Raw genomic sequence first — 21,734 nt, 5'->3', positions numbered from 1 at the left:
AGTGATATTACTGGGTTCCGTCCCTATGGCCGATTCTCCTTCCGTCGACGCCGCCGAGATCGTCCGCCGGCTCACTTCGCGCCTGAAGATGCGCCATCTGCAGTTGCTGCTGCACGTACGGCAGCTGGGATCGCTGACGCGCGTCGCGCAGCAGTTGTCCACCAGCCAGCCGGCGGTCACCAACGCGCTGGGCGAGCTGGAGGACATGTTCGGGGCGCCGCTGTTCCAGCGCACCGCGCGTGGCATGACGCCCACGCCGCTGGGCCTGGTGGTGCTGGCCCGCGCCGAGGCCATCATCCACGACCTGCGCCATCTGGTGGACGACATGGGGGCGTCCGCGTCGGGCTACACGGCGCGCCTGCACCTGGGCGTGACGCCGTTCGTCTCCAGCCGCCTGATCGCCGCGGCCATCGGACGCGCCCAGCGCGCCGATCACAGGCTCGCCGCCAGCGTGCACGACGGCATCAGCGGCAAGCTGCTGGCCGGCCTGCGCGACCACAGCCTGGACGTCGTGGTGGCGCGAGCCGGCCCGGCGCTGGACGTCGAGGGCATAGTCTTCGAGCCGCTCTACGTGCAGCAGCCGCGCCTGATCGCCAGCCGCCGGCTGGCCGCGCGGCTGGCCCGCCGCGCGCTCGACTGGAAGGCCCTGGCCGAACTCGACTGGATCCTGGGCGTGCCGCAGACCGCCATGCGCGACCAGGTCGCCAGCCTGTTCATGCAGGCCGGCATCCGGCCGCCGGCCGCCACCACCGAATGCCATTCGGCCAAGCTGATCGGCGAACTGATCGCCGCCAGCGACCAGGCCCTGTCGATCGTGCCGGCCGACATCGCCGACGAACTGGTCAGCGTGGCCGGCGTGGCCATCGTGCCGTTCTCGTTCACGTGGCACTTGCCGCCGATCGCCGTGTTCATGCGCCACGAAAGCCAGGGCAGCGCGCCCCACCGCCTGTTCGCCGAGGCCCTGCGCGAAGAGTGCCGGCACGCCCGGGCCGGCTGAACAGGGCGCCATGCCGCGCCGCGCGCCTAGGGGGATACCCTAGGCGGCGGCCGACCCGTATCCGCGTGCGCCCAGCGCTGGCAAGGCTTTGCGTGATGATTCTAATAAAAGCAACGCTTTTTTAAGAATATTGATATGGTTGGAATGCTCACCCCTATCTAGAATGCGCCGCAAGTCGTCGCGGCCCGGCGTGCCCGGCTCGCGCCGACAGCGGCCGGGCCGGTGGCCCGTTCTCACTGGAAGGGGATTCAATGCTTTCGTACACATTGCGGCGGCTGCTCATGACCTTGCCCGTCATGCTGTTCGTCGCGCTGTTCGTCTTCGGCCTGCTGGACCTGGCGCCCGGCGACCCGGCCGCCCTGCTGGCCGGCGAGGACGCCACGCCCCAGGACATCGCGCGCATCCGCGCCACCCTGGGCCTGGACCAGCCGTTCCTGCAACGCTTCGCGGGCTGGAGCTGGGACGTGCTGCATGGCGACCTGGGCACCTCGCTGTTCACCGGCCTGCCGGTCAGCCACATGATCGGCCAGCGCCTCGTGCCCACGTTCTCGCTGATGCTGATGACGCTGCTCGTCTCGGTCGTGATCGCCATCCCCATCGGCGCGCTGGCGGCCTGGAAGCACAACCGCCTGCAGGACCGCGGCATCATGGTGCTGGCGGTGTTCAGCTTCTCGGTGCCGTCGTTCGCGGTGGGCTACCTGCTGGCGTGGATCTTCGGCCTGCAGCTGCGCTGGTTCCCGGTGCAGGGCTACGTGCCGCTGGCCACCGGCTTCTGGGCCTCGGTGCACACCCTGGTGCTGCCCGCCCTGGCGCTGGGCAGCGTCTATGTGGCGCTGATTACCCGCATCACGCGCGCCACGCTGCTCGAAACCCTGTCGCAGGATTACATCCGCACGGCGCGCGCCAAGGGCGTGGGCAACCGCGGCCTGCTGTTTCGCCACGCGCTCAAGAACGCGGCCGTACCCATCATCACCGTCATCGGCAGCGGCGTGGCCCTGCTGATCAGCGGCACCGTGGTGACGGAAACCGTGTTTTCCATCCCCGGCCTGGGCCGGCTGGTGGTCGACGCCATCCTGCGGCGCGACTACCCGGTCATCCAGGGGGTGATCCTGCTGTTCAGCTTCATGTACGTGCTGGTCAACCTGCTGGTCGATCTGCTCTATCGCGCCTTCGACCCGAGGATCAAATACTGATGCGCAATATTGCCGGCTTTCTCAAGCGCCACCCGACCACGGCGGTAGGCGGCGGGCTGCTCCTGCTGCTGTTCCTGATGGCGGTCTGCGCGCCCTGGCTGGGCACGGTGGATCCCACCGCGCTCTCGCCCATCCACCGCACCCGCGCGCCGAGCGAGCAGTTCTGGTTCGGCACCGACCTGCTCGGCCGCGACGTGTATTCGCGCGTGATCTACGGCGCCCGCGTCTCGCTGATCGTGGGTTTCACCGTCGCCGCGCTGTCCACCGTGATCGGCGTGGTGATCGGCCTGGCTGCGGGCTTCGTGCGCTGGGTCGACGCCGTGGTCATGCGCATCATGGACGGCTTCATGTCGATTCCCACCATCCTGCTGGCGATCGCGCTGATCGCGCTGACCCGCGCCTCGCTGCAGAACGTGATCATCGCGATCACCATCGCCGAAGTGCCGCGCGTGGTGCGCCTGGTGCGCGGGCTGGTGCTGTCGCTGCGCGAGCAGCCGTATGTCGAGGCGGCGGTGGCCGCGGGCGCCAGCCGCCTGCGCATCGTCGCGCGGCATATCTTCCCCAACACGCTGGCCGCGCTGATGGTGCAGGCCACCTACATCTGCGGCGTGGCCATCCTGGCCGAGGCCAGCCTGTCGTTCATCGGCGCGGGCGTGCCGCCGTCGGTGCCGTCGTGGGGCAACATCATGGCCGAAGGCCGGGCGCTGTGGCAGATCAAGCCGCACCTGATCGCCTTTCCCGCGGTGTTCCTGTCCATCACGATCCTGGCGATCAACATGCTGGGCGACGGGTTGCGCGATGCGGTCGATCCGCGCATGGCCAAGAGGATCTGAGCGATGACCACAACGACGATACAAAGCCGGCGCGTGCTGGAGCTGGAAAACCTCTCGGTCGCTTTCGGCCGCGGCGCCAATACGTTTCATGCCGTCAAGTCGCTGAGCCTGCACGTGGATCGCGGCGAGACGCTGGCCATCGTGGGCGAATCGGGTTCGGGCAAATCGGTGACCTCGCTGGCGGTGATGCGCCTGGTCGAGTTCGGCGGCGGACGCATCGAAAGCGGGCGCATGACCTTCTACCGCGGCGCGGGCGAGGCCGTGGACCTGGCGGCCGCTTCCGAGGACAGCATGCGCGCCATGCGCGGCAACGACCTGGGCATGATCTTCCAGGAGCCCATGACCTCGCTCAACCCGGTGTTCACCGTCGGCGCGCAGATCGTGGAGGCCATCCGCCTGCACCAGGCCTGCGACGCCAGGACGGCCCGGGCGGCGGCCAAGCGCATCCTGGATCAGGTGCGCATCCCCGATTCCGCCAGCATCCTGGGCCGCTACCCGCACGAACTGTCGGGCGGCATGCGCCAGCGGGTCATGATCGCCATGGCCCTGTCCTGCAAGCCGGCGCTGCTGATCGCCGACGAGCCGACCACGGCGCTGGACGTGACGATCCAGGCGCAGATCCTGCAGTTGATCCGCGAACTGCAGCGCGAGATGGACATGGGCGTGATCTTCATCACGCACGACATGGGCGTGGTGGCCGAAGTGGCCGATCGCGTGCTGGTCATGCGCAAGGGCGACGTGGTCGAGAACAACGACGTGCACGGCCTGTTCAACGCGCCCAGCCATCCCTACACCAAGGCGCTGATGGCGGCGGTGCCGCGCCTGGGCGCCATGCAGGGCACGACGGCGCCGGCGCGCTTCGCGCTGCTGAGCGACGCGCAGGCCCGTCCCGCGGCCGAGCCGCCCGCCGTGGCGCCGTCGGACAAGGTGGTGCTGCGGGTGCGCGACCTGGTGACGCGCTTCGATGTGCGCGGCGGGGTCTTCGCACGGGTCAGGAAGCGCGTGCATGCCGTCGAGCAGGTCAGCTTCGACCTGCATGCCGGCGAGACCCTGTCGCTGGTGGGCGAGTCGGGCTGCGGCAAGACATCGACCGGGCGGTCCCTGCTGAGGCTGGCCAGGACCACGCGCGGCCAGATCGAGTTCGAGGGCAAGCCGGTGCGCCAGGAGGATCCCGCCTCGCTGCGCGCCCTGCGCCGCAACATGCAGTTCGTGTTCCAGGATCCGTTCGCCTCGCTCAACCCGCGCATGCGCGTGGGCGATTGCGTCAAGGAACCCATGCTGATCCACAACCTGTACAGCGGAGCGCAGGCCGACCGCAGGGCGGCCGAGCTGTTCGAGCGGGTGGGCCTGGACGCGGCCATGATGCAGCGCTGGCCGCACGAGTTCTCGGGCGGGCAACGGCAGCGCATCTGCATCGCGCGCGCGCTGTCGGTCGACCCCAAGGTGCTGATCGCCGACGAGTCGGTGTCGGCGCTGGACGTGTCGATCCAGGCGCAGATCGTCAACCTGTTGATCGACCTGCAGCGCGACCTGGGCGTGAGCTATCTGTTCATCTCGCACGACATGGCGGTGGTCGAGCGGATCAGCCACCGGGTGGCGGTGATGTACCTGGGCCAGATCGTCGAGATCGGCCCGCGCCAGGCCATCTTCGAGAACCCGCAGCACCCCTATACGAAGAAATTGATGCAGGCCGTGCCGATCGCCGACCCCGGCGCGCGGCGCAGCATCACGCTGGAATTGAGCGAGTTGCCCAGCCCGGCCCGGCCGGTGGGCGACGAGCCCATCGTCAAGCCGCTGGAGCAGGTCGGAGCGGGGCATTTCGTGGCGCGGCACCGCATCGGCGGCGCGTATTAGGGCCGGCGGGCGTCCGTCGGGACGCCGCCTGGCCCGGGATCGTTTTTCCTTTATCTGGGAGATAGACAATGGATCGTAGAAGTTTCCTGCTGGCTTCCTCCGCTACGGCGGCCGCCTGGGCCTTGCCCGGCATGTCCTGGGCCGCGCCGGGCAAGAGCACGTTCCGCTGGGTCCCGCAGGCCGACCTGGCGCTGCTGGACCCGATGTTCACCACCGTGGCGATGACCCAGGTGCACGCGCAACTGGTGTTCGACACCTTGTTCGGCCTGGATTCGCAGTACCAGCCCAGCCCGCAGATGGCCGCCGGCCATACCAGCGAAAACGATGGCCTGCTGTGGAAGATCACCCTGCGCGACGGGCTGACGTTCCATGACGGTTCGCCGGTGCGGGCGCAGGACGCCGTGGCCAGCATCAAGCGCTGGTCCAAGCGCGACCTGATGGGCCGTTCGCTGATGCAGGCGACCGAGTCGCTGACCGCGCCGGACGACAAGACGATCCAGTTCAAGCTGAGCAAGCCTTTCCCGCTCATCCTGCATGCGCTGGGCCGCCAGTCCGGCAGCATGGCGTGCATCATGCCCGAGCGCCTGGCCTCGCAGCCGGAAACCGAGGCGGTCAAGGAAATGGTGGGCAGCGGCCCGTTCACCTTCGCGGCCGCGAAATGGGTGTCCGGCTCGCGCGTGGTGTACGAGAAGTTCGCCGGCTACGCGCCGCGCAAGGACGACCGCAAGCCCGACTTCACCGCCGGGCCGAAGATCGCCCATGTCGACGAAGTGCACTGGCACATCATTCCCGATCGCGCCACCGCCATCGCCGCGCTGCAGGCCAACGAGGTCGATGGCGTCGAGATGGTGGACAGCGACTTCCTGCCCATCCTGACCCAGGATCCCAACATCAAGCTGGTCAAGCGCAGCCTGCCCACCATTGGCGTGATGCGCTTCAACCACCTGCAAGCGCCGTTCAACAACGTGGAAATCCGCCGCGCGGTGCTCAGCGTGGTGAACCAGACCGAGTACATGACCGCCATGAACGGCGCCGATTTCCCGGAGTACTGGAGCGACCGTTGCGGCGTGTTCGTGCCCGGCTCGCCGATGGACAGCGACGCGGGCATGGAGAAGCTGACCGGCAAGCGCGATATCGAGAAGGCGCGCGCTGCCATCAAGGCCGCCGGCTACAACGGCGAGAAGGTGGTGCTGCTCGATCCGGTCGATTTCCCCACCTGGCACGCCGCCGCGCTGGTGACGGCGGACCTGTTCAAGCGCCTGGGCTTCAACGTGGACCTGCAGACCATGGACTGGGGCACCGCCGTGCAGCGCCGCAACAGCCAGGAGCCCGTGTCGGCCGGCGGCTGGAGCGTGGCGTTCACCGGCAACACCGGTCCGAACAACCTGGATCCGGCCGGCCACCTGCCCATGCGCGGCAACGGCAAGCAGGCCTGGTTCGGCTGGCCCACCAGCGAGCGCCTGGAGCAGCTGCGCATCGACTGGTTCAACGCGCCAGACCTGGAAGCGCAGAAGAAGATCTGCCGCGAGATCCAGCTGCAAGTGTTCGAGGACGTGCCGTACATTCCGCTGGGCGCCACCTATCCGGTCTCGGCCCTGCGCAGCGAGTGGAAGGATTTCCAACCCCAGATGTCGCTGTTCTACACGCTGCACAAGGCTTGAGCGGAAGCGGAGATTCACATGAGCAGTAACGCCCCGAAAGTGGCCATCCTCGGTTTCCACCTGGAGTCCAACGCCTTCTCCCCGCTGTCCGTCGAGGCGGACTTCCTGGCGCAATGCTGGGAGCAGGGCGAGGACATCACGCGGCTGGCGCGCGGCGCCAGCCGCTTGCCCAGCGAAGTGCCGGGCTTCTATGCCCGCATGGACGAGCTGGGCGCGTGGACGCCGGCGCCCCTGATCGTGATCGGCGCGCCGCCGGGCGGTCCGGCCAGCGCCAGTGTGTGGCGCGCCTTCCTGGAGGAGGTCGAGACGCGCCTGCGCGCGGCATTGCCGGTCGATGCCGTGTACGTGGCCAACCACGGGGCGTCCTCCGCCGAAGGCCAGGACGATACCGAGGGCGAGCTGATGGGCCGGCTGCGGGCCATCGTCGGACCGCAGGTGCCGATCGTCGCCAGCCACGACCTGCACTGCAATGTGTCCGAACAGACCGTCGAGGCGCTGGACGGGCTGATCTCCTATCGCACCAACCCGCATGTCGACCAGCGCGAGCGCGCCGCCGACGCCGCCGACATGATCCACGAGATCCTGGGCGGCACGCGCATGGTGTCGGCCTATGTGCGGTTGCCGCTGACGCCGCCGTCGGTCACCCTGTCGACCGCCAGCGGACCGTATGCCGACCTGGTGGCGCTGGGCGCCTCGCTGATGCAAAAGCCTGGCGAAGGTCCGATCGCCAATGTGTCGGTGTGTTCCGGGTTCGTATTCTCGGACCTGCCCAAGTGCGGGCTGACGGTGACCGTTACCGCGCGCGGCGACCTGCAGGCCGCGCGCCGCGCGGCGCTGCGGCTCGCGCGGGCCGGCTGGGCCGATCGCAAGCGCTACGTGGCCGACACGGTCGAGGTGGCGCGCGCGGTCGAGCTGGCGGGCGCCGCCAGCCAGCCCCTGCTGTTCGCGGACGTGGCCGACAATCCGGGCGGCGGCGGCGGCGGCAACACGACCTGGCTGCTGCGGGCGTTCCACGAGGCGCGCATTCCCGGCGTGGTGCTGGGCGTGTTCGTCGACCCCGAACTGGCCGCGCAGGCCACGCGGCTGGGCGAAGGCGCCGAGTTCGACGCGGTGTTCAATCGCGTCGAAACCGACTATGCGCGACGCTACCAGGCGCGCGCGCGCGTGCTCAGGCTGACCGACGGCGAGGGCATGGGGCGGCGCGGCATTCTGCGCGGCCGCAAATTCTCGCTGGGCGCATCGTGCCTGCTGGAGCTGGTGGATTCGGGCATGCGCGTGGTGGTGGGCAGCCTGCGCCGCCAGCTGGCCGAGCCGGCCATGCTGGAGATGCACGGCATCGACATCGCGCAGGCCCGGCATGTGGTGGTCAAGAGCCGCGGCCACTACCGCGCCGGATTCGATGAATTCTTCCCGAACGACCGCATCCACGACGTGGACAGCCCGGGCCTGACCACGCCCAATCTCAAGCAGATCGCCTTCAGGCGCCTGCCGCGGCCGGTCTGGCCGCTGGACGACGCGGCCGCCTGGCAGGAGCCGGACTGGGCCGAGGGGCTGTAGCGGCGCTTGCGCCGCGGGCGCGAAGGCTGCCTGTCCCCGCGGGGACAGGCACCTTTCACAGCGCGCCCGAACCGCGTCCGGCGGCCAGCCAGGCCGGATCGGCGTACGAGGCGTCGATGCGCGAGGCCAGCGCCTGCACGAAGCGCCCGACGCTGGCGGGCAGTTGCCGGCCGGCCATGGTCTGGATGTGCATGATGCGCTGGTGCAGCTCGCTGTTGGCCATGGGGATGGACACCAGCTCGCCGCGCTCGGTGGGCGTCATGACCGTCAGGTCGCCCGAGAAGCTGATCGCGCCCCATTGCTGGCAGCAGGTCTGGATGGCGCCCTGGTTGTTGCACGTCATCGCGATGTTCAGCTCGATCTTCTCGTGCATGCAGCACAGGTCGATGAAGAAGCGGTTGGTGCTGCCCGGCCCCATCAGTACTACCGGATAGTCGCCGATGTCCCGCATGGACAGCATCTCGCGGCCGGCCAGCGGGTGGTGCGGCGCCATCACGGCAAACAGCGGCATGCGGCGCGCGTATTGCACGTGGACATCCTGCGGCGGGGCCAGGTTGTAGCTCAGGCCGATATCGTCCTCGCCCTCGCGCACGCGGCGGTTGATCTCGGACGACTGCAGGATATTCAGCTCGAAGCGCACCGTCGGTTCGATTTCGCGGAACTCGCCGATGACGCGCGGCAGCAGTTCGCGGCCGAACGCCTGGTTGGCCGAGACGCGGATCAGTTTCTGTCCGATCTGGCTCAGTTCGCGGATCTCCGCGCGGGCCCGCTCGGCGTCCAGCGAGGCGCGCCGCGCATAGGCCTTGAGCAGCTGGCCGGCCTCGGTCAGCACCATGCCGCGCGCGTGGCGGTCGAACAACTGCGCCTGGTGCTCGTCCTCCAGTTTGCGCACCATGCGGCTGACCGCCGAGGGAGCGACGTGCAGCTTCTGCGCGGCCAGGGTCAACGAGCCGGCGTCGACGACTTCCAGGAAATAGCGTAGGGCGGTATTGAGCATATTGGACGCATATTATGCGGATACCCGTTTCCGGTGCAGTAAACTTGCCGCGGAATTCATGCCGAAATGCGGTTGCGCTGGCGTCCGCGCCCTATGCGCGGGCTTGCCGGGCCGCGATGCGAGACCAGAAGATATACAGGGATGATCAGGAAGCGATATTTGGCCATTGTGTTCGTGGCGCTGGCCGGGGGGGGGGGGGGGGGGGGGCTTGCCCTGCAGGCCCGCGAGGACCAGCCGGAGCGTTTCGACGAAATCGTGTTGCAGTGCCTGGACGAGCAGGCGATGGGCACGGTACGGCGAACCGGCAGCGTCGACGGCATACTGCCTGCGTGCCAGCCCGAATTGACCGAGGTGCTGGGCGAGGATTTCGGCGTGGTCGACGAACCCACGCTGCGCGCGGTTCTGGCGACGGTGGCCGCGGCCAATTTCGCCGAATACGGCAGCTCGTCCGCGGTCGCCTATGACGCGATCGAGAAATCCCAGTACCTGAATTGTGGGAACCTGGTGTTTCTGATGGGCTATCTCTACGGCGGCTTGAAGGAAAAAGGCATCCGCCCGATCGGCATGGACGGCGGCGCGGTAGGCAACCACGCGCAGATCATGTACAAATCCGGCAATAACAGATTGCTGCTTGATCCGACAACGGGCGTGGTCGCGGCAACCACCTTCAACAAGCTGATGAGCGGCCAGCCGGTGCCCGAGGAACAGGTCCGGGTGTTCCGGGTCAAGGCCAGGACCATCGAGCCTTTCCGGGACAAGGTCTATCGCGCGGTCGTGGACGGCGGTTATCTGCCTTCCGATTTGATGTACATGCACGAATCGCTCTGGGAAATGAAAACCAAGGGCAGCAGTTCGGTGTACTTCACGCCCGGCGGCATCACGGTACGAAAGAAATTGAGCGAACGCGCTGGCTGATGCCCGGTTGTCCGGAACAAAAGCCCTCCACCGGAGGGCTTTTTTCGTGGTGGCCCAGGATGGCTACATGCTCCGGGCGTGCGCCACCAGCTGGTCCAGCGCCGCGCCCCAGCCGTCGTGGAAACCCATGTCGCTGTGCTGGCGACAGCCGGCCTCGGTGCCGTGCATGGCGGTAGCCGTGTAGCGCGTACCCTGGGCGTGGGGTTCGATGCGGATGACGGCGGTGAAGGCCGGTACGTCGCCGCCGCCGCCGGCCGGCCGGAAGCCGGGCAGCAGGGCGTTGGTCCAGACCAGCCTGCTGCCTTCGGCGATTTCAAGGTAGCAGCAGTCGTGCGTGTGTTCTTCGCCTTCGGGCGAGCGCATCACGAAACGGAAGCGCCCGCCGGGGCGCAGGTCGACGTCGCAGCGGATGGTTTGCCAGGGCGCCGGGGTGAGCCAATGCTTGAGATGCTCGGGCTGGGTCCAGGCCTGCCAGACCAGGGCGGGCGGCACATCGACGATGCGCTCGAGGACGAGGTCCAGCTTGGGGTCGGGTTGGGTGGAATGCTGTCGGGTCATCGCTTCTGCTCCTTCAGATCCTGCAGATACAGGTCCAGTTGGTCGAGGCGGCGCTCCCAGATCGCGCGTTGCCGGGTCATCCAGTGTTCCGCCATGCCCAGCGGTTGCGGCGCAAGGGTGTAGATGCGCACGCGGCCGCTTTTCCGGGATCGCACCAGGCCGCAGCGCTCGAGCACGTCCAGATGCTGCGAGAACGAAGGCAGGGCCATGTTGAATGGCCGCGCCAGTTCGGTCATGGCGGCGGAACCCTGGCACAGGCGCTCGAGTACGGCGCGCCGGGTCGGGTCGGACAAGGCCTGGAAGACCTGGCTGAGCTGGGCAGCTTGGTTGGGCATGGCGCCAAGTTTAGGGCCGCCCGAATACTTAGGTCAATACCTAAATAATGAACCGCGGGCGATATCCAATGTCGTAGAAAGGTGCTTTCTTCTCGTCTGAAATACCAGCAAGAGCTTACTTTCGAGCGTGGCGGGATTCCCTTATGCTCGAACCGGTCGCGCGGCCACGCGGCGCGACCGCGGGTTCGCTCCCTGATTTGTTACGATAGCGGTATTCCGGCGCACTGCGTCCGGACCTCAGGCTCGCCGACGTTCCACCCCCAATCGAGATCCTGCCCCGGCCATGCGTGGCCAGGGCGGGCGCCAGCCACCCGCCGCGCGGAGCAGGCGGATCGGGCAGGGCGGCGCGGGCGCGCATGCGACTGCCCGCTTCGGCGCGGCAGGCTTTTTCAGGAACATTCCAAGTCGAGGTCTCGACGGGGCAGCAATGAAAACGTGGTTCAAGCGAATTGTGATTGGCCTGGTGGTGTTGGTTGTCGTGGCCGTCGTCGGCCTGGCCATCTTTTTGCTGACATTCGATCCCAACGCCTACAAGTACAAGCTGGAAGAGGCGGTGCAGGCGCGTTATGAGCGCACGCTGAACATCGAAGGCGAGATCGAGCTGTCGCTGTTTCCGCGCATAGGCCTGGCGGTGCAGGGGGTGTCGCTGTCCGAGCCGAACAGCCCCGACGTCTTCGCCTCCATCGACAGCATGCGCCTGGCGGTGGCGGTGTGGCCGCTGCTGTCGAACAGCCTGGTGGTCGACCATGTCACCATCAACGGCTTCAAGGCGCGCGTCATCCGCGGCAAGGATGGCCATTTCAATTTCGAGAACCTGGTGGGCGGCTCGGTCCAGAGCACCGATGTGCCCGGCAACGCCGCCGAGGCCACCGCCGGCGCGATCACCGGCACGGCGCAGGCCATCGTCAACGGCACCGTGACCACGCCCAAGAGCATGCAGATCGATATCGCCGGCCTGGACCTGAAGGACGGCGAGATCCAGCTGCAGGACGCCATGAGCGGCATGGCGGTCGCCATCACCAAGCTGAACGCGGCCACCGGCCGGGTGACCTATAACCAGCCTTTCGACGTCAGCCTGTCGGCGCGGGTCGAGGGTGGCAACCCGCGGCTGGATGCCGGCCTCACGGGCCAGGCGCAACTGACGCTCGATCCGCTGGCCAAGCGCTACGCGGCGCAGAAGCTGGACCTGCGCATGGAAGGGCGGCTGCCCGGCGCGCAGGCCAAGAGCCTGGCCGCGCGCGGCAACGTGGCGTTCAACGGCATGACCTCGTCGCTCGACGTGGCCGGCCTGGAGATCCTGTTCCAGGGCGATATCGTCGATACGGCCACCAAGCTGACCAATGTCGAGGCCAGCGTGGCGATGCCCAAGCTGGCCGTGGACCCGCACAAGACCGAACTGCAGATCGACAAGCTGGCGGTGCGCGCCAAGGGCGCCATGCCCGGCGGTCCCTTCGAGCTGGCGGTCGACGCGCCCGCGCTGAACATCTCTCCGACCAACGCCAGCGGCGACGCCCTGAGCGGCCGCGTGCGCACCCAGGAACTGGATGCGAGTTTCGGCCTGAACGGCATCAGCGGCAACGCGGGCGAGCTCGACATCAAGGAGGCCAAGCTGGACAGCACGCTCAAGCAGGGCGAGCGGGTGGTCAAGTCGACCTTCGCCTCGCCGGTGACGCTGAACCTGCTGCAGCGCAGCATCGGCCTGTCGGCGCTCAAGGGCGACGTCAACATCACCGACCCGGGGCTGCCCAAGGGCAGCCTGCAGATCCCGGTGATCGGCAGCGTCGGCGCCAACCTGTTGAAGGACCAGGCCAATGCCAGGATCAACGCCGTGCTCGAGGGCGGCAAGTTCGACCTGAGCGCCGATATCGCGGCGCTGTCGGCGGTGCCGCGCGTGACCTTCGCGCTGGCCGTCGATACGCTGGACCTCGACAAGCTGGCGCCGCCGGCAGGCGCCAGCGCGCCGCCCAAGCCGGCCGGCGACGGCAAGCAGGACGAATCGAAGCCGCCGGCCAAGCCCCAGCCCGCGCCGGCCGCGGCCGATGACAGCATCAACCTGTCGGGCCTGGTGGGGCCGACCGCCAGCGGCACGATCAAGATCGGCCAACTGGTGATGCGCGGCCTGAAGGCCGAGCAGGTGGCGGCGAACATCAAGCTGGAAAAGGGCAAGCTGGACATCTCCACCCTGACCGCGGCGCTGTATGGCGGCAAGCTGGGCGGCGTGATGTCGGTGGACGCGGTCAACGGCAACCAGCTGGTGGCGAAGATGTCGCTGGCCGGCATCGCGATCCAGCCGCTGCTTTCCGACCTGGCCGGCAAGGACACCCTCAGCGGCACGGGCAGCCTGGCGTTCGACCTCAAGACGGCCGGCGCCAATACCTACGCCATGAAGAGCGGCCTGGCCGGCACCATGCAGGTGCGGCTGCGCGACGGCGCCATCAAGGGCATCAACGTGGCGCAGACGCTGCGCGAACTGAAGGCGATGTTCCGCGGCGAAGCGCACGACCCCACCATGCAGGACGACCAGACCCGCCAGACCGATTTCACCTCGCTCGAAAGCGACCTGGTGTTCAACAAGGGCGTGGCCACCGTCAAGCGCCTGGACATGGCCGCGCCGCTGCTGCGCGTCAACCAGGGCAACCCGGCGAACATCGATTTCGTGCGCAGCGAGCTGGATTTCGTGGCGCGCGTGCGCGTGGTCAACACGTCGACCGGGCAGGATGGCAAGGACCTGGCCGAACTGCGCAACCTGACCATTCCGCTTCTGGTCACCGGCCCGTTCGACAAGCCGGTCTATACGCTGCAGTGGCGCGAAGTGGCCGGCGAAGCGCTCAAGCGCGGGCTGGAAAAGCAGCTCAAGGAAGCGCTGACCGGAGGCGACGGCGCCGCCGGCAGTCCGGCGAAGAATATCGACAAGGCACTCAAGGGGATCCTGGGCAAATGAGCACCATCGCTTATCAACCCATCGCCGAATGCGGCGCAACCACGCAGCCCGACGCGGCCGCCTATCAGAAGCGCTGGCTGGTGGCCAACGACGCGGGGCAGTGGCTCAACCGCGACCTGTGCCCGCGCCTGGCCGAGGTGTCGGTCGAGCTGCGCATGGGCTACCTGGTCCTGAAGGCGCCCGGCATGCTGCGGCTGGACATCCCGCTGGACGTGATCGAAGACGACGACAGCGTGCGCTACCAGATGCTGGTGGGCGAGCAGACGGTCGATGTCGTGGACGAAGGCGAGCTGGCCGCGGCATGGATATCCAACCATGCGGGGGTGCCGTGCCGGATCCTGAAGGTGCACCCCGACATGGCCGAGGTGCGCTGGCCGTCGTAGGCCGCGCTCAGGCGCGGCGCGCGCGACGCCAGGCCAGCGCGCCGTGCGTCGCCAGGCCGGCCGCCAGGCCCCAGAAGGCCGAGCCTATGCCCCAGAAGCTGATGCCCGAGGCGGTGGCCAGCAAGGTCACCAGCGCGGCTTCGCGCCGCTGCGGGTCGGCCATGGCGGTCGTCATGCCGCCCATGATGGCGCCCAGCAGCGCCAGCCCGGCCAGCGCGGCGATCAGCGCGCCCGGCAGGGCCTGGAAGAACACGGCCACGGCGCCCGCCGCCACGCTCAGCAGCACATAGGTGAGTCCGTAAGTGGCCGCGGCTACGTAGCGCCTGCCCGGATCGGCATGGGCTTCGGGGCCGGCGCACAGCGCCGCGATGATGGCGCCGAGCGTCACGCTGTGGGCGCCGAACGGCGCCGCCAGCAGGCCGGCCAAGCCCGTGAGGCCGACCAGCCGCGAGGCAGGCGGCCGATAGCCGGCCGCCTGCAGGATGGCCAGGCCGGGCAGGTTCTGCGAGGCCATGGCCACCACGAACAGCGGGATGCCCAGGCTGATGGCGGCCTGCCACGTGAACGACGGCGTGGTCCAGACGAATTCGGTCCAGGCCCATTGCACGTGGCCCAGGCGCAGCAGGCCCAGGCTGCTGGCCGCGGCCAGGCCCACGACCAGCACCGCCAGCACCGCGAAGCGCGGCGCCCAGCGCCTGCCCGCCAGGTAGGCCGCGCACATCGACAGGACCAGCACCGGCTGCGCTGCAATGCTGCCGAAAATGCCCAGGCCGAAATTGAGCAGCACGCCGGCCAGCATGGCCGCGGCCAGTTCGGCCGGAATGCGCCGCACGATGGGATCGATCCAGCCGAATACGCCGCAGGCCAGCGTCAGCGCCGCGGCCAGCATGAAGGCGCCGACCGCCTGGTCGAACGGCACGCCCACCAGCCCCGTGACCAGCAGGGCCGCGCCCGGCGTGGACCAGGCAAACACGACGGGCATGCGGCTGCGCAGGCTGACCAGCGCCCCGCCCACGCCCAGCGCCAGGCAGATCGAGCCCAGCCACGATCCGATGCGGGCGGCGTCCAGCCCGGCGGCATGGCCGGCCTGCACCATCAGCACCGCCGTGCCGCCGAAGCTGACCAATACCGCGACCAGCCCGGCGACGATGGCCGATAAGGAAAGCGCGCCGGTGACAGGCCGGCGCGCCGCGAGGGTGGAGGAGTCGGCGCCGTTCATGCGGCACCGGTGAGGCGGCGGTACTTGGCCATCAGTTGCTCCTGCCCTTCCTGCCATTGGGGGTGCAGTTCGATGCACTCCACCGGGCAGACTACCTTGCATTGCGGTTCGTCGTGGTGGCCGACGCATTCCGTGCAGCGGTCAGGGTCGATGACGTAGTAGTCCGCGCCCATGGAAATCGCTTCGTTCGGGCACTGGGGCTCGCAAACGTCGCAATTGATGCATTCTTCGGTGATCTTGAGGGCCATGGCGGGTAAGGCGGGGGCGGACAGGCCGATTGTAGCCCGCCCGCGCGGATGCCTCAGGCGCCGTCGGGCGAGGACTGCTCGCGGCGTTCCTTGGCTTTGGCCTGCAGCCAGCGCTCGACGGACGGAAAGACGAACTTGCTGACGTCGCCGCCCAGCTGGGCGATCTCGCGCACGATGGTGCCCGAAATGAACTGGTACTGGTCGGACGGCGTCATGAACATGGTTTCGACGTCGGGCAGCAGGTGGCGGTTCATGCCGGCCATCTGGAACTCGTACTCGAAATCGGATACCGCGCGCAGCCCGCGGATGATGACGCGGCCGTTCTGGTCGCGCACGAAATCCTTCAGCAGGCCGCCGAAACTGTGCACCTCGACGTTGGGATAGTGGCCCAGCACCTCGCGCGCGATGTCCACGCGCTCGTCGATGGTGAAGAACGGCTTCTTGTTGCGGCTGTGCGCAATGCCCACCACGACCTTGTCGAAGAGCGTGGCCGCGCGGCGGACCAGGTCTTCGTGGCCTCGGGTCAGCGGGTCGAACGTGCCGGGGTAAACAGCGATGATCATAGGGGCTCCGTACCTTTTGTTCAGTGGCTTGCACCATCCTCCAATGCCGGATTATTCATCGATTTGCGCATTGCAGCAAATTGGAAGAGACGATAGTGCACGGCGCCGGCCTTGCCCTCGCGCAGCAGCTCGAATCCGGCCGGCGGCGCGGGCGCGGTTTCGGACTCGACATAGACCAGTCCGTCCTCGGCCAGCACGGCGGGCAGCAGCGCCCACAGGCGATCCAGCCAGCCCTGGCCGAACGGCGGATCGAGCAGGACCAGGTCGAAGCGCGAGGCGTCCATGCGCTCGATCACCTGCATGGCGTCGCCGGCATGGATGCGCACCGCGCCTGCCCGCAGCTTGTCGCGCAGCGTCCGCAAGGCGGACACCGCGCCGCGGTCGCGCTCGACCATCTGCACCTGGCCCGCGCCGCGCGAGGCGGCCTCGAAACCCAGCGCCCCGCTGCCGGCGAACAGGTCCAGCACCCGTTTGTCGGCGAACTCGCCGCCCCACAGGTGGTTGAGCCAGTTGAACAGGGTCTCGCGCACGCGATCGGGCGTGGGGCGCAGGCCTGGCGCGTCGGGAACGGGAATGAGGGTGCGGCGGTAAAGGCCGCCCACGATGCGGATGGGTTTGCTGCCCGGGCGGGATGGTTTCAAGAACGGGGACCTCCTGGGCGCAATAGTAGCGTCCCCCGCGGGGACGGATGTGGGGAAACGAATATACTTTTGCCCATGTTCAGCTTCTTCAAGAAAAAATCCCCTCCGCCCGCCGCGCCGGCCCAGCCCGCGCCGCCGCCGGAGGCAGTGGACGCAGGGTCGGACGAACCTGCGCAACCTCAACCCGCCGAGCCGCAACCCGCCCCGGCGCCTGCCCAGCAACCGGCCCCCGCGCCGGCTCCGCAACCCGAGCCGCAGCCGGACCCGCAGCCGCAACAGCCGCCCGAGCCGGCGCCGCCGGCCGTGGCGCCGCCCGTCGCCGAGCCGCAGGCCCCGGCCCCGGCCGCGCCCGAGGCGCCGCGCAAGGCTTCGTGGCTGAGCCGGCTCAGGCAGGGCCTGTCGCGCACCGGCCAGAACATCGGCGGGCTGTTCGTCGGCGTGAAGGTCGACGAGAACCTGTTCGAGGAGCTGGAGTCGGCGCTGATCATGGCCGACGCCGGCATCGAAGCCACCGAAAAACTGCTGGCCGCGCTGCGGGCGCGCGTCAAGAAAGAGCGCATCGACGATCCGGCGCAGGTCAAGACGGCGCTGCGCCAATTGCTGGCGGACCATCTGCGGCCGCTGGAGCGGTCCTTCGACCTGGGGCGCGCCCGGCCCCTGGTGGTCATGATCGCCGGCGTCAACGGCGCGGGCAAGACGACCTCGATCGGCAAGCTGGCGCATACCTTCCAGCGCCAGGGCGCCAGCGTGCTGCTGGCGGCCGGGGATACCTTCCGCGCGGCGGCGCGCGAGCAATTGGTCGAGTGGGGCAGCCGCAACAATGTGACCGTGATTTCCCAGGATGGCGGCGATCCGGCCGCGGTGGCGTTCGATTCGGTCAACGCCGGACGCGCGCGCAACGCGGGCGTGGTGATGGTGGACACCGCCGGCCGCCTGCCCACGCAGCTCCACCTGATGGAAGAATTGAAGAAGATCCGCCGCGTCATCGGCAAGGCCGAGGCTACGGCGCCGCATGAAGTGCTGCTGGTGGTCGACGGCAACACCGGCCAGAACGCGCTGGCGCAGATCCGCGCCTTCGACGCCGCCATCAACCTCACCGGCCTGGTCGTCACCAAGCTGGACGGCACCGCCAAGGGCGGCACGCTGGCGGCCGTGGCCGCCGGCAGCCAGGGCGTGCGGCCCATCCCCGTCTACTGGATCGGCGTGGGCGAAGGGCTGGAGGACCTGCAGCCCTTCGTGGCCGACGAGTTCGCCGCCGCCCTGCTGGCCGACTGAGCGGGGTTCGCGCCTGTGTGCAACGCCGCCCGCCCGGGCGGCGTTGTCATTTCCAGAAAGGCTTGGCGCGCGCGAGCTGGTCGAACGCTTGCTGCGCCTGCGGCGTCAGGCCATCGAGCCGGGCGCCGATCCAGCCCACCGCGAACCAGGCCTGCGGGTGCGCCTGCAGCGCCGCCTGGTAGTAATCGCGCGCCACCGCCAGGTCGTTGATCTCGCCCAGCAGGTCCTGCACGCGCGCCAGTTGCTTGCGATAGGCGCGCAGCCGGGTTGCCGGCAGCAGGGATTCCGCGAACGACAGGCCATAGCGCAGGCGCTTGACCCGTTTGCGCAGCTCGTGGCGGGCCTCCAGCTCCAGCGCGCCGAAGCGCAGGCCTTCGTCGATCACCTTGAGGTGCCAGCGGCGCAGCCGGTCGGTCAGGCGCTTGCGCAGCGCGGGCGGCGCGCGCTCGGCCGGCGGCGCCAACGGAATGATGGTGGGGCTGGCCGGCGCGGCCTCGGCCGTGGCGGCCGGGGCGGGAGGGGGCGGCACGTCCAGGCTCCAGGCCAGCAGCTCCAGCAGCCAGCCCTGGAAGGCGCGATCGGCGGCCAGCGACTGGGCATTGTCATTGGACGGCGCGCCCTCGGCGGGCAGCGCCGGCATGCCGGCGCGCGCCAGCAGGGGCAGGATGGTGTCGGCCAGTACGTCCTGGTCGCGCGCCGTGCCGAATGCGCTGAAATGCGTACGGGCGCCCAGCGCCAGGGTTTCGGACGGGTCGGCGATCCAGCCGTCGAACAGGCGCCAGGCCGAGCGCAGCCGCCGCACGCCCACGCGCAGCTGGTGCACGTGTTCGGGGGTGCCGGCGCGATGGACGCCCAGGGTGTCCACCTCGGCCAGCACGGCGGCGTTGCGCGCGATGTGGTCCACGCATTCGGCCGCTACCGCGGCCATGGCCTGCATGGGAGTCATTGCTTCGTCCAGCTTGACCGGGCCGGCGTTGCGCGGCGCCCAGAAGCCGGCGACGGCCTGCTGGTCGCGCGTCGCCCGCGCGGCGTCGTCGGCCTCGCCCGGCGCGGCGGCCAGGTCGTGCGCCAGTTGCGCCAGCGCATCGCCCCGTTCGGACTTGCTGCGCGCATCCAGCACCAGCCCGTGGCGTTGCAGCCAGCCGCGCGCCATGGCGAAGATGGCCGCGGGCCGGCCCGAGACCAGTTCGAATTCCAGCTCGGAGATCGGCAGCTCGAGCGCGCCGGCGCGCAGCACGCCCGTGTCGTAGGCGAGCTCGACGGTGCCGTGCCGGCCGCGCACCTTGCAGAACAGCCGTTGCACGTCGGTTTCGTAGCGCAGTCCCAGCTCGCCCTTGATGGCCGTCAGCGCCGCCTCGACTTCGGTGCCGGCATAGACGGACAGGTCCAGCACCGGCCCGGGGCGCGGGTGGTTGATCTCCACGCGGCTGATGGCATTGGCGCCCGGCATCTTCAGCGTCTGCACCCAATCGCGCCCTTCCTGGCGCAGCCGGATCGCGATGCGCGCGCGCGCCAGCTCGCGGCCGGGGGTGTCGAAATACAAGGCGTGCAGGCGGATACGCGTGGCCTGCCGCTGCTGGATCTGCTGCTGCACCGCCGCCCGCGCCGCCGCCGGGACGTGGAGCTTCAATTCTTGTTCTGACATGATCGGACCCGCCGAGCCGAAAGCCTGGGATAGTACCCAAGGCTAACCCGAAAATTGATGACGGGTCATATTCCGGTCATGGGGCTGCCTGCCCCCGCTGGGACGGATACCGTCCTGGCCGTCAACCGTTCATGGCGTAGCGCCGCGTGCCTGTCCCAGCGGGGACAGGCACGCGGCGTGGAAGTCAGCCGGTGCCAGCCCCCCGTCCGGGGACAGGCACGCGGAGTCAGAGGATGCGCTTGCGGGCCTGGGTGATGACGATTTCGGCGGCGACGACGACGACGAAGATGGCGGCCAGCACCAGGGCGACGCGGTCCCACTGGAACAGGTTGAGCGCGGTGTCCAGCGCCATGCCGATGCCGCCGGCGCCCACCAGGCCGAGCACGGCGGATTCGCGCACGTTGATGTCCCAGCGCAGCAGCACGATGGACCAGAACGACGGGCGGATCTGCGGCCAGTAGCCGTACCACAGCACGGCGGCCTTGCTGGCGCCGGTGGCGGTCAGCGCCTCGATCGGGCCGCGTTGGGCCTCTTCGATGGCTTCGCCCACCAGCTTGCCGACGAAACCGATCGAGCGGAACGCGATGGCCAGGGTGCCCGCCAGCGCGCCCGGACCGAAGATGGCGATGAACAGCAGCGCCCACACCAGCGAGTTGACCGAGCGGCTGGACACCAGGATCAGGCGCGCCAGCATGTTGATGGTGCGGCTGGGCGTGAGGTTGTTGGCCGCCAGCAGGCCCACCGGCACGGCCATCCCGACCGACAGGATGGTGCCCAGCGTGGCGATGTGCAGCGTTTCGACCAGCGCGGCGTGCACCCCCTCGGGATAGTACGACCAGTCGATCGGCCACATGCGCCGCAGCAGGTCCGCCATTTGTTCGGGCGCGTCGTACAGGAACTCGGGGATGACCTCCACGCTGCGCACGGCCTGCACGATGGCGGCCACCAGCAGCAGGTACAGCATGAAGCGCAGCGCCTTCTGGCCGCCGCTGTAGCGCTGCCAGGTGCGCGGATGGCCCGGTTCCAGGCTCGTCACGGAGGTGTTCATTCGTCCACCTCCCCTTTGCGCGCCAGCGGCGTGGTCGTGCCCAGGCCCCGGGCCGCGGTGAAGCGGCGTTGCAGGATGCGTTCGAAGCCCATGTTGTCCAGGAATACCTTGCGCACGAAGCCCGCCAGGATTTCACCCAGCATGATGATGGCGATCAGGGTCAGCAGGATGGCCGCCACGAAATCGTAGTCGAAGCGTTGGAACGCCGAGAACAGCGTGCCGCCGATGCCGCCGGCGCCGACGATGCCGACCATGGTCGAGTTGCGCAGGTTGGAGTCGAACTGGTAGGTGGCAAAGCCCACGAAGCGCGCGAACACCTGCGGCAGCACGCCGAAAATGATGACATTGCCGAACGAGGCGCCGGATGCCCGCACGGCCTCGACCTGCTTGAGCGAGATCTCCTCGATGGCCTCGGTGAACAGCTTGCCGATGAAGCCGATGGAGGCCACGGTCAGGGCCAGGATGCCGGCCAGCGCGCCAAAGCCCACGGCCTTGACGAACAGGATCGCCACGATCACCGGGTGCAGGGCGCGGCACAGCGCGACCAGGGCGCGCGCCGGCCAGGAGGCCCAGGCCGGCATCAGGTTGCGCGCGCCCAGCAGGCCGATGGGCAGCGACAGCAGGATGCCCAGCACCGAAGCCAGCACGGCGATTTCCAGGCTTTCGGCGATGCCCTTCCAGAGGGTGTCGGGTTTCTCGAAATTGGGCGGGAACATGCGCGCCAGGAAGGTCGCCGCATGGCCCAGGCCGGTTTCGAAGCGCGCCCAGCTGAAATCCAGCTGCGCGGCGGCGTAGAAGGTGTACAGCAGCACCAGCAGCACGCCGGCCTTCGCGCGCCACGACAGCGTGAAGGGGCGGCGCGCCATGCCTG

20 protein-coding genes are annotated in these 21,734 nt (G+C 68.7%); 10 read left to right on the top strand and 10 right to left on the bottom strand.

Translation table 11 applies throughout. The features are described 5' to 3' along the window. The first annotated feature begins 25 nt into the window (after window positions 1-25). From CAL11_RS19770 to CAL11_RS19745, 6 genes are all read left to right on the top strand, one after another. Complete coding sequence (locus CAL11_RS19770) at window positions 26-997, top strand: LysR substrate-binding domain-containing protein (protein WP_164872505.1); 972 nt, start codon at window positions 26-28, stop codon at window positions 995-997. A gap of 251 nt (window positions 998-1,248) precedes the next feature. Beyond that, entirely contained in the window at window positions 1,249-2,190 is a 942-nt protein-coding gene (locus tag CAL11_RS19765; protein WP_033464507.1) for an ABC transporter permease, read from the top strand. Continuing rightward, the gene (locus CAL11_RS19760) at window positions 2,190-3,023 is read left to right on the top strand and encodes an ABC transporter permease (protein ID WP_033464504.1); all 834 of its coding nucleotides are present in this window, start codon (window positions 2,190-2,192) and stop codon (window positions 3,021-3,023) included. Before CAL11_RS19765 ends, CAL11_RS19760 begins: the two co-directional genes overlap by 1 nt. Window positions 3,024-3,026: 3 nt before the next feature. Next, entirely contained in the window at window positions 3,027-4,877 is a 1,851-nt protein-coding gene (locus CAL11_RS19755; protein ID WP_086093959.1) for a dipeptide ABC transporter ATP-binding protein, read from the top strand. Between the two features lie 68 nt (window positions 4,878-4,945). Continuing rightward, window positions 4,946-6,538 carry an ABC transporter substrate-binding protein gene (locus tag CAL11_RS19750; RefSeq protein WP_033464496.1) on the top strand — a complete coding sequence of 531 codons (1,593 nt, stop codon included), beginning with the start codon at window positions 4,946-4,948 and terminating at the stop codon, window positions 6,536-6,538. Window positions 6,539-6,556: 18 nt separating this feature from the next. Further along, window positions 6,557-8,095, top strand: coding sequence for a M81 family metallopeptidase (locus CAL11_RS19745; RefSeq protein ID WP_086093958.1), 1,539 nt, complete (start codon window positions 6,557-6,559; stop codon window positions 8,093-8,095). Between the two features lie 55 nt (window positions 8,096-8,150). Here the strand turns inward: CAL11_RS19745 and CAL11_RS19740 are convergent, their stop codons facing one another. Beyond that, on the bottom strand, window positions 8,151-9,092 hold the full coding sequence (locus CAL11_RS19740) for a LysR family transcriptional regulator (RefSeq protein WP_033464491.1): 942 nt from the start codon (window positions 9,090-9,092) through the stop codon (window positions 8,151-8,153). 159 nt (window positions 9,093-9,251) lie between these two features. On the opposite strand from CAL11_RS19740, the gene CAL11_RS19735 reads away from it, so the two are divergent. Continuing rightward, on the top strand, window positions 9,252-10,007 hold the full coding sequence (locus tag CAL11_RS19735) for a hypothetical protein (protein ID WP_432206078.1): 756 nt from the start codon (window positions 9,252-9,254) through the stop codon (window positions 10,005-10,007). Between the two features lie 63 nt (window positions 10,008-10,070). Here CAL11_RS19735 and CAL11_RS19730 read toward each other — a convergent pair whose 3' ends face one another. Beyond that, window positions 10,071-10,565, bottom strand: a complete 495-nt coding sequence (locus tag CAL11_RS19730) for an SRPBCC family protein (protein WP_033464488.1) — start codon at window positions 10,563-10,565, stop codon at window positions 10,071-10,073. Continuing rightward, the gene (locus tag CAL11_RS19725) at window positions 10,562-10,900 is read right to left on the bottom strand and encodes an ArsR/SmtB family transcription factor (protein WP_086093956.1); all 339 of its coding nucleotides are present in this window, start codon (window positions 10,898-10,900) and stop codon (window positions 10,562-10,564) included. The genes CAL11_RS19730 and CAL11_RS19725 overlap by 4 nt, the downstream gene beginning before the upstream one ends. A 427-nt stretch (window positions 10,901-11,327) precedes the next feature. Here CAL11_RS19725 and CAL11_RS19720 point away from each other — a divergent pair, with 427 nt between their 5' ends. Both CAL11_RS19720 and CAL11_RS19715 read left to right on the top strand, forming a co-directional pair. After that, entirely contained in the window at window positions 11,328-13,841 is a 2,514-nt protein-coding gene (locus CAL11_RS19720; protein ID WP_086093955.1) for an AsmA family protein, read from the top strand. After that, a complete protein-coding gene (locus CAL11_RS19715; RefSeq protein ID WP_086093954.1) occupies window positions 13,838-14,224 on the top strand; it encodes an MOSC N-terminal beta barrel domain-containing protein in 387 nt (128 codons plus the stop codon). The genes CAL11_RS19720 and CAL11_RS19715 overlap by 4 nt, the downstream gene beginning before the upstream one ends. 7 nt (window positions 14,225-14,231) lie before the next feature. Here the strand turns inward: CAL11_RS19715 and CAL11_RS19710 are convergent, their stop codons facing one another. The 4 genes from CAL11_RS19710 to rsmD are packed head-to-tail and all read right to left on the bottom strand — an operon-like array spanning window position 14,232 to window position 16,895. Then, window positions 14,232-15,443: a benzoate/H(+) symporter BenE family transporter gene (locus tag CAL11_RS19710; RefSeq protein WP_086093953.1), complete on the bottom strand. Its 1,212-nt coding sequence runs from the start codon at window positions 15,441-15,443 to the stop codon at window positions 14,232-14,234. Continuing rightward, window positions 15,440-15,691 carry a YfhL family 4Fe-4S dicluster ferredoxin gene (locus tag CAL11_RS19705; RefSeq protein WP_003808570.1) on the bottom strand — a complete coding sequence of 84 codons (252 nt, stop codon included), beginning with the start codon at window positions 15,689-15,691 and terminating at the stop codon, window positions 15,440-15,442. The genes CAL11_RS19710 and CAL11_RS19705 overlap by 4 nt, the downstream gene beginning before the upstream one ends. Before the next feature lie 53 nt (window positions 15,692-15,744). After that, a complete protein-coding gene (gene coaD / locus CAL11_RS19700; RefSeq protein WP_086093952.1) occupies window positions 15,745-16,254 on the bottom strand; it encodes a pantetheine-phosphate adenylyltransferase in 510 nt (169 codons plus the stop codon). A gap of 20 nt (window positions 16,255-16,274) precedes the next feature. Next, complete coding sequence (gene rsmD, locus CAL11_RS19695) at window positions 16,275-16,895, bottom strand: 16S rRNA (guanine(966)-N(2))-methyltransferase RsmD (protein WP_086093951.1); 621 nt, start codon at window positions 16,893-16,895, stop codon at window positions 16,275-16,277. A gap of 69 nt (window positions 16,896-16,964) precedes the next feature. Between rsmD and ftsY the strand changes: the two genes are divergently transcribed. Beyond that, window positions 16,965-18,170, top strand: a complete 1,206-nt coding sequence (ftsY, locus tag CAL11_RS19690; RefSeq protein WP_086093950.1) for a signal recognition particle-docking protein FtsY — start codon at window positions 16,965-16,967, stop codon at window positions 18,168-18,170. Between the two features lie 46 nt (window positions 18,171-18,216). Here the strand turns inward: ftsY and CAL11_RS19685 are convergent, their stop codons facing one another. From CAL11_RS19685 to phnE (CAL11_RS19675), 3 genes are all read right to left on the bottom strand, one after another. After that, window positions 18,217-19,815 carry a CYTH and CHAD domain-containing protein gene (locus tag CAL11_RS19685; RefSeq protein ID WP_086093949.1) on the bottom strand — a complete coding sequence of 533 codons (1,599 nt, stop codon included), beginning with the start codon at window positions 19,813-19,815 and terminating at the stop codon, window positions 18,217-18,219. Window positions 19,816-20,041: 226 nt separating this feature from the next. Then, window positions 20,042-20,863 carry a phosphonate ABC transporter, permease protein PhnE gene (gene phnE / locus CAL11_RS19680; RefSeq protein ID WP_033464465.1) on the bottom strand — a complete coding sequence of 274 codons (822 nt, stop codon included), beginning with the start codon at window positions 20,861-20,863 and terminating at the stop codon, window positions 20,042-20,044. Further along, complete coding sequence (gene phnE, locus CAL11_RS19675) at window positions 20,860-21,729, bottom strand: phosphonate ABC transporter, permease protein PhnE (RefSeq protein ID WP_167382624.1); 870 nt, start codon at window positions 21,727-21,729, stop codon at window positions 20,860-20,862. Before phnE (CAL11_RS19675) ends, phnE (CAL11_RS19680) begins: the two co-directional genes overlap by 4 nt. Between the last annotated feature and the right edge of the window lie 5 nt (window positions 21,730-21,734).

The organism is Bordetella genomosp. 6, from assembly GCF_002119705.1.
GTDB classification, from domain to species: Bacteria; Pseudomonadota; Gammaproteobacteria; order Burkholderiales; family Burkholderiaceae_B; genus Bordetella; species Bordetella bronchiseptica_F.
Note: the sequence above shows the minus strand (reverse complement) of the source record. Positions and strands in the feature narration are given on the sequence as shown.